Source organism: Bradyrhizobium vignae, from assembly GCF_900324035.1.
GTDB classification, from domain to species: domain Bacteria; phylum Pseudomonadota; class Alphaproteobacteria; order Rhizobiales; family Xanthobacteraceae; genus Bradyrhizobium; species Bradyrhizobium vignae.
The window spans coordinates 6,108,583-6,121,970 of record NZ_LS398110.1 but is presented as its reverse complement, the minus strand read 5'-3'; the positions used below and the strand labels follow the sequence as shown (position 1 = coordinate 6,121,970).

The following is a 13,388-nucleotide window of genomic DNA, read 5'->3' as shown; positions in this document are numbered from 1 at the left end:
CGACCGCTTTAGACGGGTTCCGCAGGATGAGGCGGAGTGGATGGCGACAGCTTCAACAGGGCGCAGTGTTGCTTGGCCTCGTGAGGAGACCGCTGGAAGCGGTCGTCTCGAAGGACGAGGCGTGCGGTGAGGCGTTGCCAAAGGTCATATGCGATTGTCCTCGCGAGGCGAGTCTCATCCGCCTTGTTCACCGCCCCTCGCGGACCCACGTCGCGGCGAAGGCGCCGAGCAGCAGCAGAAGGCCGATCAGGCCGGCGAAGATCGGCAGCACGCCGACGCCCTTGACGACGCTGGCGTCGCGTATCCGCACGCCCATCCAGCCGTCGCCGGCAAAGACGCTGGCCGAACGCACGGGCAGGATGCGCGGCAGCTCGACGCTGGAGCCACTGGCGACGCGCACGGCGTTGCCGCCCGTTGCCTGTGTCAGCGGCTTCAAGGTATCGACGGTGGAGGTGACTTCCGAAAACTCCTTCGGATTGGTCGGGCCGACATTGATCAGCGCCTTCAGCGTGCCGTCGGTGGCCTGCCACAGGCCGAGCTCGTTCGCCGGCAGGCTGGCGCGCCACTCGCCGGGATCGCCGGGGCTCAGTGTCAAATCGTGCGACACGCCCGACGGCGAGGTCACGCTCACCGGCTGGACGCTGTCCGCCATGGTCTGGCGCACCACGACGAGATCTTTGCCCTGCGCCTGGAGGCGCAGCGCTTCTTCATCGAGGTCCGGCTGCTTCATCAGCCAGTGCGACATCCGCCTGAGCAGATCGAGATGCGGGCCGCCGCCTTCATAGCCGCGGGCCCACAGCCAGATGTGGTCGGAGAGCAGAAGCGCCACGCGCCCCTCGCCGAAACGCGACAGGAACAGCAGCGGCTTGCCATCGACGCCGGTCATGACCGGCGGGTTGACGGCATTGCGGGTATCGACGGTGCGGAAGAAGCGGCTCCAGCGCGGCGGCTCGCTGGCGGAGCCCTCGAGGCCGCGCGTGACGGGATGGCGTTTGCCGATGTCGGAGAGATGCGCATAGAACGGCTTCTCGGTCACGCCGACCGGCTCGGCGGGCAGCACCGAATCCAGTGGCGTGCGCCAGATGCTGGTGTTGGAGGCATAATCGGGGCCCGCCGAGACCAGCACCGCGCCGCCCGCGCGCACGTAACGCGCGATGTTGTCGAAATAGGCGATCGGCAGCACGCCTTGGCGGGCGTAGCGGTCGAAGATGATCAGCTGGAATTCGTTGATCTTCTGCTGGAACAATTCGCGGGTCGGAAACGCGATCAGCGACAATTCGTTGATCGGCGTGCCGTCCTGCTTCTCCGGCGGACGCAGAATGGTGAAGTGCACGAGATCGACGCTGGCGTCGGATTTGAGCAGGTTGCGCCAGGTGCGCTCGCCGGAATGCGGCTCGCCCGAGACCAAGAGCACGCGCAGCTTGTCGCGCACGCCGTCGATCGCGACCACGGCGCGGTTGTTCACCGGCGTCAATTCGCGTTCGAGCGGCGAGGCCTCGATCTCGACGATGTTCGGGCCGGCATGCTTGATGTCGACGTCGACGCTGGCGGCCTGGCCGCTCGAGAGCGTGCGCTCGTTGATGACCTCGCCGTCCCGGCGGACCGTGACCCTGGCGCGCTCGCCCGTGACGCCCTGGTCATCGAGGCGGTAGCTGATGGTCTGGGTCTGGCCGACGATGCCGAAGCGCGGTGCGGCGGTGATCGCAATGCGGCGGTCGCGCTCGTCCTTCTGTCCGGTGATCAGCGCGTGCACCGGCGCCTGGAAACCGAGCGCGGCAACGTTCGCGGGAATGTCGTGGACGCGGCCGTCGGTGATCAGGAACGCGCCGGCGACGCGGTCGACCGGCACGTCCGACAAAGCCGAGGCGAGCGCGCCGAACAGCTTTGTGCCGTCGGTCTCGCCGTCGGCCTGTCCGGCATCGACGACGCGCACTTCAAGGCCTTTGATCTTCTTCAAGGCATCGACCAGCGCTTCCTGCGCAGCTGCGGCCTCGCGATTGCGGTTGCCGAAGTTCTGGCTCGGGCTCTTGTCGACGACGATTGCGGCGACCGAGGTGAGGGGATCGCGGTCCTCGCGTGTGAAAGAGGGATTGGCGAGCGCCAGCAGGAACAGCGCCAGCGCGGCCACGCGCACCGCAGCGCCGCGCGCCCGCGCCACCAGCAGCAGAAGCGCGATCACGACGATCGCGGCCAGCGCGAGCCACAGGACGATCGCGGGAACGAGCGGCGTGAATGCGATGCCGTAATTCATGTCGATCCTATTGCCCCAGCCGTTCGATCAGGGCCGGTGCGTGCACCTGGTCGGCCTTGTAGTTGCCGGTCAGCGTGTACATCACGATGTTGGCGCCGGCGCGGTAGGCGAATTCGCGCTGACGGCTGTCGCCCCCGGTCACCGGCAGCATGGCCTGTCCGTCGGGCCGCACGGCCCAGGCGCCGGCAAGATCGTTCGAGGTGATGATGATCGGCGAGACGCCGTCGCCGCCGCGCGCCGGCCGCTGCGCGCTGTCCTCGTTGTCTTCGCGCGGCAACGTTTCGACCCAGGTCTGGCCGGCGGTGAAGCGGCCGGGGAAGTCGCGCAGCAGATAGAAGGTCTTGGTCAGCACGTGCTCGCGCGGCACCGGCTCGAGCTCGGGCACGTCGAGCGACGACAGGATCTCGCGCAGGGTCTGCATGCCCGGGGTCTGCGACGCGCCGTTCGCGCCGGGCGGCGCCTCGATCGCGTCGCGGGTGTCGAACAGCACGGTGCCGCCCTGCTTCATGTAGGCGTCGATCTTGTTGATGGCTTCATGCGGCGGCTTCGGTGCGCCCGGCACGATCGGCCAGTAGATCAGCGGGAAGAAGGCGAGCTCGTCGCGCGCGGGATCGACGCCGACGGGGTCGCCGGCCTCGAGCGCCGTGCGCTGGGCCAGGAACAGCGTCAGCCCGTTCATCCCCGCCTTGACGATGGAATCGACGTCGGCATTGCCCGTCACGACATAGGCGAGGCGGGTCTGCGACACCGCTTTCATCGCGAACTCGTCGGATACGCCGTCGGCGCGCGACGGCGTCGGCGCGAGCGATGCAAACCCCGCGAGCAAGGCGAGCACGATCATGGCGGGTGCGGCGCGGCGGCGCAGCAGCGCGGCAATCCCGCCGCCGATCACCGCGACGATGATGGCATCGATCAGGAACAGTGCAAGCGAGGTCGACAGCAGCCAGCCGCGCAAGTCGCGCGGCTCGGCATTGGTGTAGGTGGCGTGCCGGGCGCGGAGGCCCGCGGTGTTCAGGGCCGCGATGCGGTCGGCGCTAGCAAGCGTGTTCACGGCGAGCGGTCCTTCTGCCGGACCATAGAAGCCGGGCGGATGATCTGAGGTGGCGCGGTCGCGATAATCCGCGGCCAGCGGCTTTGCAGTCGCAGGCGGCGGGCCGAAGGCGCCGAAACCGTCGAGGATGTGCAGCGGCGCCACCGTCTCGGTGGTCGCTTCGCTGGCAACGCCGGCGCCGGGCTTGGTGGTGTAGCCGGACATGTCGACCACACGCCTCAGCATTTCGACGAAGATGCCCGACATCGGCAGATCCGACCAGCGCATGTCCGCGCTGACGTGGAACAGGCCGACGATGCCCTTGCCGCGATGCTCGCCGGTGACGAGCGGCGTGCCGTCTTCCAGCGAGGCCCAGCTCTTGGTGGCGAGCACGGCGTCGGGCTCGGCCAGCACCTGCCGGCTCACCGTGACGTCCTTGGGCACCGCGACGCCGGCAAACGGGCCATCGCCCGCGAAGGCGGCGAGATGCTGCGGCTTCTCCCAGGTCAGGCTGCCGCCGAGCGTGCGGCCGCCCTTGCGCAGCTTGACCGGCACCAGATCGTCCTCGGCCTGCGCCAGCCTTGGCCCTGCAAACCGCACCAGCACGCCGCCCTGGTCGATCCAGGCATTGAGGCGCTCGCGCAGCTCAGGCGCGATCGTGCCGACATCGGCGAGGATGATCATCGGCAGCTTCTGGTCCAAAAATTGCGTGATGCCCTGCTGCGGCGAGCCCTTGTCGGCGAGCCTGACGTCGGCGAACGGCGCCAGCGCGCGAGTGAGATAGAAGGTCGGCGCCAGCAGCGGCTGCGCGGTCTCGCTGGTCGAGCCCGAGACGATGCCGACGGCGCGGCGGCGCCAGCGTTTGTCGAGCAGCTGCACCGCGCCGGCGGAGCGCTCGCCCGAGATCTCGAGCCGCGTGATGTCGTTGCGCAGCTCGACCGGCAGATCGAACGAAGCTTCGGTCTCCATGTCCTGCGGACCGAACGAATAGCGGGCTTCGCCGATCGGCGAGGCCTTCTGGTCCAGTGCGCGCACGGTGCCGACGGCGATGCCGCTGTCGGTGCGCAGCACCTTCACCGTCATCTTCGCCGCGGCGTTCTCGGCGGCGACCAGGGCCAGCGGCGAGGAGGTGCCGCCTTCGAACACGGTCAGGCTGCGATCGCCGATGGTCTTGCCGAGGCCAGCCACGAAGTCCTCGCCACGGCCGGTGTCGACGCCGTCGGACAGCCAGGCGATCTCGCAGTCGCCGGTGACCTTGAGGAAACGCTCGACCGCAGCCAGCGTCTCGATGCGATCGATCGAATAGGGCTTCGGCGCGAGTTGCCGCAGCGCGACGCGCGCCGCCCCCGCCGGCATCAGGGTGATGTCGCGGTTCGGCTCGGACAGCGGCACCAGCGCAATGGCGCGGCGGTCGTTGTCGGCATTGGCGATCAGCTCGTCGGCGGTCCTGATCCTGACGTCCCAGTGCGAGGCGGCGCTCCAGCCGTCGTCGAGCATGATCATCAGCGGCGCCTTGCTGCCGGCGAGGCCGGTTTGCGGATTCCAGATCGGGCCGGCGGCGGCGAAGATCACCAGCGCGGCGGCCAAGAGGCGAAGCGCGGTCAGCCACCACGGCGTCCGCGATGGCGTTTCTTCCCTTGGTGCGATGTCGAACAACAGCCGCGTCGGCGGAAACTCGATGCGGCGCGGCCGCGGCGGCATCACGCGGAGCAGCCACCACAGCACGGGCAGGCTGACGAGGCCGATCAGGAGCAGCGGTTGAGTGAAGGCGAGCGGCAATCCCATCATGCGGCCGGCCCCGCCTTGATCGTCGTGGTGCGGGCGCCCGACTTGCTCACCTGCATGCCCGCATGCAGGAACAACAGCAGTTCGGCGGCCGAGCGGTCGGTCGCGTGCGTCGTGAACAGCCAGTCGAGCTTGTTGGTCTCGGCACGGATCTGGTCGCGATGCAGCGCGAGCCGCGCGGTGTAGTCCTGAACCCAGCTCTCGGCGCGGCCGGCGGTGATCACGCCGAAGCCTTCGGGCTCGACGAACTCGACGCGGCCGGAATAGGGGAACGATTCCTCGGCGGGATCGACGACCTGCACAATCGTGCCATGCGCGCCGGAGCCGGAGAGCCCTGCGAGCATCGTCCTGATCTCGGAGATCGGCGACCAGAAATCCGACAGCACGATGATCTCGGCCAGCGCGGCCGGAACGAAGGACGGCGGCAGGCTCAGCCGGTCGGCATCGTCATGCAGCATCGCCTGCGCCATCTTGTCGATGACGGTGCGGCTCGCGGTCGGCGCCATCAACCCGGGAATGCCGACGCGCTCGCCGCCGGCGACGAGCAGCTCGGCCAGCGCGAAGGCGACGATCAGCGTCCGCTCGAGCTTGGATTCGCGCGCGCTCTTCGAGGCGAAGGCCATCGAGGGCGAGCGGTCCGGCCAGATCCAGACCGTGTGCGAGGCTTCCCATTCGAGCTCGCGGACATAGAGATGATCGTCGCGCGCCGAGCGGCGCCAGTCGACGTTCTGCGCCGGCTCGCCCGAGACGAAGCGGCGGTACTGCCAGAAATTTTCGCCGGACCCGGCGCGGCGCCGTCCATGCAGGCCGTGGATGACGTTGGCGGCGACGCGGCGGGCCTCGAGCACCAGGCGCGGCAGCGAAGCGGCGAGCGTGCGGCTTTCGCCATCGGCACGTCGGATCGCCAGTGTCTCCTTCGCTGCGTGCCCGTTCTCTGCTGCCATCAACCGATCCGTGTCTTCAATTGCCGGATCACGTCCGGAATCGTGCGGCCTTCGGCGCGCGCCTGGAACGTCAACGCCATGCGGTGCTTCAGCACGGGTTCGGCGAGGTCGAGCACGTCGTCGACCGACGGCGCGAGGCGTCCGTCGATCAGCGCACGCGCGCGTACCGCCAGCATCAGGGATTGGCTGGCGCGCGGGCCGGGTCCCCAGGCGATGAACTTGCCGGCTTCGCCGGCGTCCGGACCCGGGCGGGCCGAGCGCACCAGCGACAGGATCGCCTCCACGACGGAATCGCCGACCGGGAGGCGACGGATCAGCCGCTGCGCGGTGATCAGCGCATCGGGCGTCATCGCGCCCCTGGCCAGCGTCTCCTCGGCGCCGGTGGTCTCGAACAGGATGCGGCGTTCGGCATCGCGATCGGGATAGTCGACGTCGATCTCCATCAGGAAGCGGTCGAGTTGCGCTTCCGGCAGCGGATAGGTGCCTTCCTGCTCCAGCGGATTTTGCGTCGCGAGCACGTGGAACGGCTTCGGCAGATCGTGGCGCGCACCGGCGACGGTGATGTGCTGCTCCTGCATCGCCTGCAAGAGCGCCGATTGCGTGCGCGGGCTCGCGCGGTTGATCTCGTCGGCCATCAGCAGCTGCGCGAACACGGGACCGGCAATGAAGCGGAAAGCGCGCTTGCCCGTGGTGCTCTCGTCCAGCACCTCGGCGCCGAGGATGTCCGACGGCATCAGGTCGGGCGTGAACTGGATGCGCTTGGCATCGAGACCGAGTGTGACGCCGAGCGTCTCGACCAGCTTGGTCTTGGCGAGACCCGGCACGCCGATCAAGAGCGCATGGCCGCCGGAGAGGATGGTGACCAGCGTGTTCTCGATCACGCGATCCTGACCGAAGATGACGGAGGCGATCGCGTCCTTGGCCGCGCGAATCTGGCTCGACACCTGCTCGGCCGAACGGACGATCCCGTCCTCGAGTTTCTCGACACTCTCCGCCATTCGTTCGCTCCTTCAGCCTGCCACGCGGCTTGCTTGCATCGTCAGGTCAGCACGTCACGTCAGGTCAGCACGTCACGTCAGGTCATGGGCCCTATGCTAGACTTGCAGGAAGGCCATGTATTCGTTGAATTAACCTATCCCCACCTTATCGGCTTCGGGGTATGTACGGCATCACGAAGTGGCGACCTCCACACCGGGCTATTCCGGATGGAACCGCACACCCGAGTTCAACGTAGATCTGCACCAATCGTGCCAATCACAAGGTCAAGGCAAACCATGGCGAACCAAGGGCAGAGCGCCGATCGCGGTCTTGAGGGGCTGACTGCCGCCGCAAAAAGCGCTGCCAATGCGGAAGGCGCCAAAAAGGGCCTGCCGCCGGTGCATCTGTGGAATCCGCCGTTTTGCGGCGATCTCGACATCCGAATCGCGTCCGATGGTACTTGGTTCTATCTGGGGACGCCAATCGGCCGTCCTGCCTTGGTCCGGTTGTTCTCGACCATCCTCAAGCGCGAGGGCGACAAGCATTTCCTGGTCACGCCGGTCGAGAAGGTCGGCATCCGCGTCGATGATGCGCCGTTCATGGCGGTCGAGATGCAGAAGGACGGCGAGGGCCATCATCGCGTGCTGCGCTTCCGCACCAATGTCGATGACTGGGTCACCTGCGATGCCGCGCACCGGCTGCGCTTCGAGCAGGCGCAGGATGGCGGGCTGACGCCCTACTTGCACGTCCGCGCCGATCTCTGGGCCAAGGTCACGCGCGCGCTCTATTACGATCTGGTTGACATGGGCGAGGAGCGGATGGTCGATGGCCAGCCGATGTTCGGTGTCGAGTCGGCCGGCGAATTCTTCGCCATGGCCGATGCGGAGCAGGTGAGGGCCGCGCTTTGAACAAGCCTATCCCCAAGAGTGAGGTTGAGAGCGAGGCTGAGGGTGATCCCGCCATCTTGGGCGCGGCGGATTTCTTCGCGCGCTCCAGGGCGCGGCTCAGCTTCGACGTGCCGCCCGGCCTCTACGATCCCAACATCATCCCCACCTCGGGCGATCCCGGCACCGACAAGATGCTCGAGATCATCGCGCGCGAGCAGCCGGTGCGCCCCGCAGCGGTGCTGATCGCGGTGGTCGACCATCCCGAGCCCACCATCCTCTTGACGCAGCGATCGGCGCATCTCAACGACCATGCCGGCCAGATCGCGTTTCCCGGCGGCAAGATCGACGCGACCGATGCCTCGCCGCTCGATGCGGCGCTGCGCGAGGCCGAGGAGGAGGTCGGGCTGTCCAGAGACTTCGTCGAGCCGCTCGGCTATCTCGATCTCTACGGCACCGCCTTCGGCTTCCGCATCCTGCCGACGGTGGCGAGGGTCAGGCCCGGCTTTTCGCTCACCATCAACCATTCCGAGGTTGATGATGCGTTCGAGGTGCCGCTATCCTTCCTGATGAACCCTGTGAACCACCAGGTGCACAGCAAGGAATTCCGCGGCATGGCGCGGTCCTACTACGCGATGCCGTTCGCGGAGCGCTACATCTGGGGGGCGACGGCGGGAATGCTGCGTGTGCTGTATGAGCGGATCTATTCATCATGATCCGGACGGTTCTGACCGAGATCGGAATCTTCCTCGTCCCCTTTGCCGTCTATGCGTTGTTCCTGGCCGCCACGCGCTCCGGCCTGTTCGCGCGATCCTCCTGGCCGGTCGCGATCGTCGCGCGCCTCGTCCTGGTCGCGCTCGTGCTGGTCATCGCCGGCCTGATCGGCCTTGCGCATTTCTCCGGCGCGCCGCCGGATTCGACCTACATCCCCGCCCATATCGAGCACGGCAAGCTCGTGCCGGGCGTGGAAAAATAGGGACCGATTGATGAGCGCGGAGCCTTTACTTGCCCATGCGCCCTGGCTGACCGCAGGCGGGACCGCGCGTGTCCTGGCGCTGCTCGGCACCGATGGCGAGGAGGCGCGGGTGGTCGGCGGCGCCGTGCGCAATGCACTGCTGGGCCTTCAGCCTGGTGACATCGACATCGCGACCACGGCGCTGCCTGAGGAGGTGATGCGGCGCGCCAAGGCCGCCGGCATCAAGGGCGTGCCGACCGGCATCGACCACGGCACCGTCACGCTCGTCATCGACGGGCACCCCTATGAAGTCACGACGCTGCGCGAGGACACCGAGACCTTCGGCCGCAAGGCCAAGGTCGCCTTCGGCCGCGACTGGGTGAAGGATGCCGAGCGGCGCGACTTCACCATGAATGGCCTATCGGTCGATGCGAGCGGTCTCGTCTACGACTATGTCGGCGGCATCGCGGATGCCAAAGCCCGTCGCGTGCGCTTCATCGGCGATCCCGATCAGCGCATCGCCGAGGATTATTTGCGCATCCTGCGTTTCTTCCGCATCCACGCCGCCTTCGGCGCCGGCGAGCCCGACCGCGACGGCTATCTCGCCTGCATCCGCCGACGCGCGGGCCTGGCCAACCTGTCGGCCGAGCGGGTGCGCATGGAGATGCTGAAGCTGCTGGTGGCCGGCGGTGCAGCCGCGGCCGTGCTGGCCATGGCCGAGGGCGGATTGCTGCAGGCGTTGACTGGCGGCGTGGTCTACACCGGCCCCCTGGCGACGATGATCGCGATCGAGCGCGAGCTCGGCCTGCCGGCAAGCAGCACGCGGCGGCTGGCCGCCCTGACGGTCGCCGTCACCGAAGATGCCAAGCGCGTCGCCGCGCGCTTGCGGCTCACCAACGCGGAAACCAAGGCGCTGGATTCGATGGGCCACCGCTGGTGGCGCTTGGCCGCCAAGGACGAGGCCGATGCACGGCGTTTGCTCTATCGGCTCGGTGCGGAGCGCTACCACGATCGCGTCCTGCTCGGCTGGGCGCGCGCCGCCGGCGAGGTGCGTTCGCCGCGCTGGCGCGCGCTGGCCGAGCTGCCGCAGCGCTGGACTGCGCCGAAATTTCCGCTGAAGGCCGCCGACTTCATCGCGCGCGGTCTGACCGAAGGACCCGCGCTCGGGCATGTGTTGACACTCGCCGAGGACGCTTGGCTTGCGGCGGATTTTCCACTAGAGCAAGCCGCACTCGCTGCCATCGCAGATCAAGCTGCGGCTCGCATCAGCCGCGATGAGAGAACGTGACCATCGTCTCGGGCTTCGCCGACATCTCGATTTTCCAGCTCCTGCTGGTCGCAACGGTGGCGTTGTTTGCTTCGATCATCGGTGGTCTCGCCGGCTACGGCACCGGCGCCCTGATGCCGCTGGTGCTGGTGCCGCTGGTCGGCGCCGAGCCCGTGGTGCCGATCATCGCGATCTCCGCGATGCTGACCAATGCGAGCCGCGCTGTTGCCTATGTCCGCTATGCCGACCGCCGTCGCGTGCTGATCGTGCTGGCCTGTGCGACGCTGACCACCGCGCTCGGCGCCTATGGCTACACGCGCCTCACCAATGCCGGTGCGGCGCTCGTGATCGGCACCATGCTGATCCTGAGCGTGCCGCTGCGCCGCGTGCTCCGCCGCCGCCAGGTCAAGATCGGCGACGGCGGCCTCGCCGCCGGCTCGGTCGGTTATGGTGTGCTGGTCGGCGGCACCTCGGGTTCAGGCGTGATCCTGCTCTCGCTCCTGATGGCGGCCGGCCTCGAAGGTGCCGCCGTGATCGCGACCGACGCGATGATCTCGCTCGGCACCGGCCTGATCAAGATCTCGGTGTTTGGCCTCGCCGGCGCCGTGACGGCGCAGGTGCTCGCCTTCGCGCTGCTGATCGGCGGAATTGCGATCCCCGGCGCGTTCCTCGCCAAGGCTTTCGTGCAGCGGATGCCGGTGCATATCCACACCGCTATCCTGGACGTCGCGGTGATCACGGGAGGGCTGGTGATGATCTCGGCGGCGGCGAGGCAGCTGATCGCTTAGATTGACGTTTGCAAGTGAAGAGTGGTCGGCTCTAGCCACGGTAGCGGACATCTTCGGCTCATGCGCGCAGGACGGCTTTTGACCCCGTGTTAAAAGCCGCGACTCGGCTAGAATATCGGGGAGCTGTTCTTTCACGAGGTGCCGATGGCCACGGGCGCAGACCTTCGCCGCATAGCCCTGTCGCTGTCCGAGACCACGGAGGCCCCCCACTTTGATCGCGCCGCTTTCAAGGTGGCCCGGATCTACGTGACCCTCGCCGCTGACGGCAAGACGGCCAACTTCAAGTTCACGCCAGACGAGCAGGAGCTCAAATGCGTCGTGGCGCCGGAGGCGTTCGCTCCGGTACCGAACGCTTGGGGCAAGCAAGGCTGGACCACGGCAACACTGGCGAAGCTGACACCGGGCGAGCTGAAGTCGGCACTTGAGACAGCGTGGCGCCACGCTCTACCGAAAGCGCGGAAGTCCAAACGCGACTGAGCAGTGCTTGTCCCTTAGAATGCGCTGAGACGGCAGACTTGTCGGACACCGTTCGCTTCCAACCGAAGTCGAGAGGCAATGACATCTGATGGTATTGCTCCAGTCTCGGGTTCAAGAACTGACGTCTTGCGTCAGGACGTGTGCCGAGGCTGCCAAATTTGGTGGCTTCATCACAAGATTTGACACATCGAGCAAATCGTAAAAGAGCAAAATCGGCAAAATCGAAACAGCCCGCGCTGCACCGGCCGCGCGGGCTTTGCTATGCTGTCGTGAATAATTGGGGCGCTATGCATGAGGCTGGGCTGAAACCGGGCCGCTTGTGGCAACGCAAGCGCTCCGGATGGTCCGTTCGCCTCGTTTCAGGGTACGATCGAATGCGACGAACTCGGACACTCGTTCGACAGAGGCCGGACCTTGTCCGCGCCGGCCGCCAATTTCGTGTCTGCCCCGCCGAAAAGGAGTAGAGTGTCCCAGGGTCACATCCGAGGAGCAGCACCATGATCCAACTCCCCGAGCTGGTTCCCGCCAGGATCGACCGGCATGTCTTCGCGATCATGCCCAACACGATGCCGCCTCGAGATCCTGATGACGATGAAGACGATGAAGAGGAAGAGCAGGACGATGAGGACCAGACCGACGAACCGCCGGTCGTGCGCGAGCCGGACGAGGACTAGGCGGGACGTTTGGACGTAACCTGAGCTTCGGTGGGTGCGATCCCCGGCTTGCGTGCGGCGCGCTGGCGCGTCCGGCGATCGTCAAGTCGATCTGATTCCGAGAGCAGCGGGCAGGCGCTAGCTGCACCAAGCTTCTCGGCGCAGCAGTCCGTCGGCGTTCGCGGGTAGAGGAGGTGAGCATGACTCTCATATGGCTTGGCGTGCTCCTCGTTTTCGGCGGCGTTCTCCAAATGGCGTTTCAACCCATCTGGCGAGGCCGATTCAGCGGCGGAAGGTGGCTTCGCTCCGGGCGTGACACGCTGGAGCCTGAAAGGCCAGGCAGCGGCTTCGGCATCAAATCGAACTGGCCTGGAGTTGCGATGGTCGCGCTCGGCGGCGCTTTCTTGCTGGCCGGAGCTGCCATCTGAGTTGAAACGCATGTTTCGGGCGTTGCCTGTTATCTGCCGCGCCAATGTGCCAGCGCGCAGGTTATGGTGTCTGATTGAGATCGATTTTCCGGCATTGAGGGCAATACAACCTAAGCTTACGATGACCCGACACTCCCGAGCCCAGTGCACGGGATTCAATCCGCAGATCTTTGATCGCATTCAACAACAGCGGGGCCAGTCAGTTAGAAAGCTCCCGGCCTCTAGTGATTATCCTATCTGACCGTGACCGGTGAGACACTGTCCCCATTTTTGTGAGATCTACGAAATGCACGAAGCCATTGTCCGCTCTGCCACTCAACTCGATCTGGCCGGAGTGTTGAACCTCTACCAACACCTTCATCCGCATGAGCCTCCGCTGGAAACGATGAAGGCTGAGCGCGTTTGGAAGACCTTGCTTACTTCCGACTTCATGACCGTGATCGTGGCGCAAACAGCAGAACTGCTTGTATCCTCGTGCACTCTCGCGGTTGTGCCGAACCTTTCTCGGGGCGCTCGATCATACGGGGTCATTGAAAACGTGGTGACTCACGCTCAGTACCGCAACCTGGGGCTTGGCCGGCGGGTTCTTGCATACGCGCTTGATGTTGCCGCGCGCGCCGATTGCTACAAAGTCCATTTGGCGACCGGTTCGAAGCGAGAGACGACGTTACGGTTCTACGAGAGCGCCGGGTTCGATCGTGGGGAAAAAACCTACTTCGAAGTGCGACGTTCCTAGCCTGTGGTGTCATAGACGAGAACGGCAAGCTCGGGCCGGCATGACTTCCGTTGTTGGCCCGAAGGCGAAGATTGCGGCGAATGCCCGCAAGCCATCAATGGAGACGGGATGGGACATTTGCGGAGCCGGGGCCGGCTCGCCGCGATTGGCTCGATGCCGAGTCTACAGGTCGGAACGAACTTGAGCCGTCACGACCCATATTGCCGCCTTGA

General features: G+C 66.3%; 12 protein-coding genes. 8 read left to right on the top strand and 4 right to left on the bottom strand.

All coding sequences use genetic code 11. From position 1 onward, the window contains the following. Positions 1–187: 187 nt before the first annotated feature. The 4 genes from BRAD3257_RS29810 to BRAD3257_RS29795 are packed head-to-tail and all read right to left on the bottom strand — an operon-like array spanning position 188 to position 7,008. Positions 188–2,251, bottom strand: a complete 2,064-nt coding sequence (locus tag BRAD3257_RS29810; RefSeq protein ID WP_122404848.1) for a hypothetical protein — start codon at positions 2,249–2,251, stop codon at positions 188–190. A gap of 7 nt (positions 2,252–2,258) precedes the next feature. After that, on the bottom strand, positions 2,259–5,069 hold the full coding sequence (locus tag BRAD3257_RS29805; protein WP_122404847.1) for a DUF4159 domain-containing protein: 2,811 nt from the start codon (positions 5,067–5,069) through the stop codon (positions 2,259–2,261). After that, complete coding sequence (locus BRAD3257_RS29800; RefSeq protein ID WP_122404846.1) at positions 5,066–6,010, bottom strand: DUF58 domain-containing protein; 945 nt, start codon at positions 6,008–6,010, stop codon at positions 5,066–5,068. Before BRAD3257_RS29800 ends, BRAD3257_RS29805 begins: the two co-directional genes overlap by 4 nt. Further along, positions 6,010–7,008, bottom strand: a complete 999-nt coding sequence (locus BRAD3257_RS29795) for an AAA family ATPase (protein WP_122404845.1) — start codon at positions 7,006–7,008, stop codon at positions 6,010–6,012. Before BRAD3257_RS29795 ends, BRAD3257_RS29800 begins: the two co-directional genes overlap by 1 nt. A 276-nt stretch (positions 7,009–7,284) precedes the next feature. On the opposite strand from BRAD3257_RS29795, the gene BRAD3257_RS29790 reads away from it, so the two are divergent. The 8 genes from BRAD3257_RS29790 to BRAD3257_RS29755 all read left to right on the top strand — a co-directional run bounded on the left by BRAD3257_RS29790 (position 7,285) and on the right by BRAD3257_RS29755 (position 13,176). Further along, positions 7,285–7,896 (top strand): DUF1285 domain-containing protein, encoded by a 612-nt coding sequence (locus tag BRAD3257_RS29790; protein WP_122404844.1) that lies wholly within the window; start codon positions 7,285–7,287, stop codon positions 7,894–7,896. Beyond that, positions 7,893–8,588: a CoA pyrophosphatase gene (locus BRAD3257_RS29785; RefSeq protein WP_122404843.1), complete on the top strand. Its 696-nt coding sequence runs from the start codon at positions 7,893–7,895 to the stop codon at positions 8,586–8,588. The genes BRAD3257_RS29790 and BRAD3257_RS29785 overlap by 4 nt, the downstream gene beginning before the upstream one ends. Then, the gene (locus BRAD3257_RS29780; protein ID WP_122404842.1) at positions 8,585–8,848 is read left to right on the top strand and encodes a DUF6111 family protein; all 264 of its coding nucleotides are present in this window, start codon (positions 8,585–8,587) and stop codon (positions 8,846–8,848) included. The genes BRAD3257_RS29785 and BRAD3257_RS29780 overlap by 4 nt, the downstream gene beginning before the upstream one ends. Positions 8,849–8,858: 10 nt before the next feature. Then, a complete protein-coding gene (locus BRAD3257_RS29775) occupies positions 8,859–10,115 on the top strand; it encodes a CCA tRNA nucleotidyltransferase (RefSeq protein WP_122404841.1) in 1,257 nt (418 codons plus the stop codon). Further along, on the top strand, positions 10,112–10,882 hold the full coding sequence (locus BRAD3257_RS29770) for a sulfite exporter TauE/SafE family protein (RefSeq protein ID WP_122404840.1): 771 nt from the start codon (positions 10,112–10,114) through the stop codon (positions 10,880–10,882). Before BRAD3257_RS29775 ends, BRAD3257_RS29770 begins: the two co-directional genes overlap by 4 nt. 144 nt (positions 10,883–11,026) lie before the next feature. Then, complete coding sequence (locus tag BRAD3257_RS29765; protein ID WP_122404839.1) at positions 11,027–11,359, top strand: MmcQ/YjbR family DNA-binding protein; 333 nt, start codon at positions 11,027–11,029, stop codon at positions 11,357–11,359. Positions 11,360–11,856: 497 nt separating this feature from the next. Further along, positions 11,857–12,033: a hypothetical protein gene (locus BRAD3257_RS39860; RefSeq protein WP_160118873.1), complete on the top strand. Its 177-nt coding sequence runs from the start codon at positions 11,857–11,859 to the stop codon at positions 12,031–12,033. 693 nt (positions 12,034–12,726) lie between these two features. Continuing rightward, entirely contained in the window at positions 12,727–13,176 is a 450-nt protein-coding gene (locus BRAD3257_RS29755; protein WP_122404837.1) for a GNAT family N-acetyltransferase, read from the top strand. The last annotated feature ends 212 nt before the right edge of the window (positions 13,177–13,388 follow it).

Excerpts from the sequence above, each read along its gene's own strand:
- BRAD3257_RS29780 (WP_122404842.1), top strand. The coding sequence starts at position 8,585 with ATGATCCGGACGGTTCTGACCGAGATCGGAATCTTCCTCGTCCCCTTT.
- BRAD3257_RS29765 (WP_122404839.1), top strand. The coding sequence starts at position 11,027 with ATGGCCACGGGCGCAGACCTTCGCCGCATAGCCCTGTCGCTGTCCGAG.
- BRAD3257_RS29755 (WP_122404837.1), top strand. The coding sequence starts at position 12,727 with ATGCACGAAGCCATTGTCCGCTCTGCCACTCAACTCGATCTGGCCGGA.
- BRAD3257_RS29790 (WP_122404844.1), top strand. The coding sequence starts at position 7,285 with ATGGCGAACCAAGGGCAGAGCGCCGATCGCGGTCTTGAGGGGCTGACT.
- BRAD3257_RS29805 (WP_122404847.1), bottom strand. The coding sequence starts at position 5,069 with ATGATGGGATTGCCGCTCGCCTTCACTCAACCGCTGCTCCTGATCGGC.
- BRAD3257_RS39860 (WP_160118873.1), top strand. The coding sequence starts at position 11,857 with ATGATCCAACTCCCCGAGCTGGTTCCCGCCAGGATCGACCGGCATGTC.
- BRAD3257_RS29775 (WP_122404841.1), top strand. The coding sequence starts at position 8,859 with ATGAGCGCGGAGCCTTTACTTGCCCATGCGCCCTGGCTGACCGCAGGC.
- BRAD3257_RS29795 (WP_122404845.1), bottom strand. The coding sequence starts at position 7,008 with ATGGCGGAGAGTGTCGAGAAACTCGAGGACGGGATCGTCCGTTCGGCC.
- BRAD3257_RS29800 (WP_122404846.1), bottom strand. The coding sequence starts at position 6,010 with ATGGCAGCAGAGAACGGGCACGCAGCGAAGGAGACACTGGCGATCCGA.
- BRAD3257_RS29810 (WP_122404848.1), bottom strand. The coding sequence starts at position 2,251 with ATGAATTACGGCATCGCATTCACGCCGCTCGTTCCCGCGATCGTCCTG.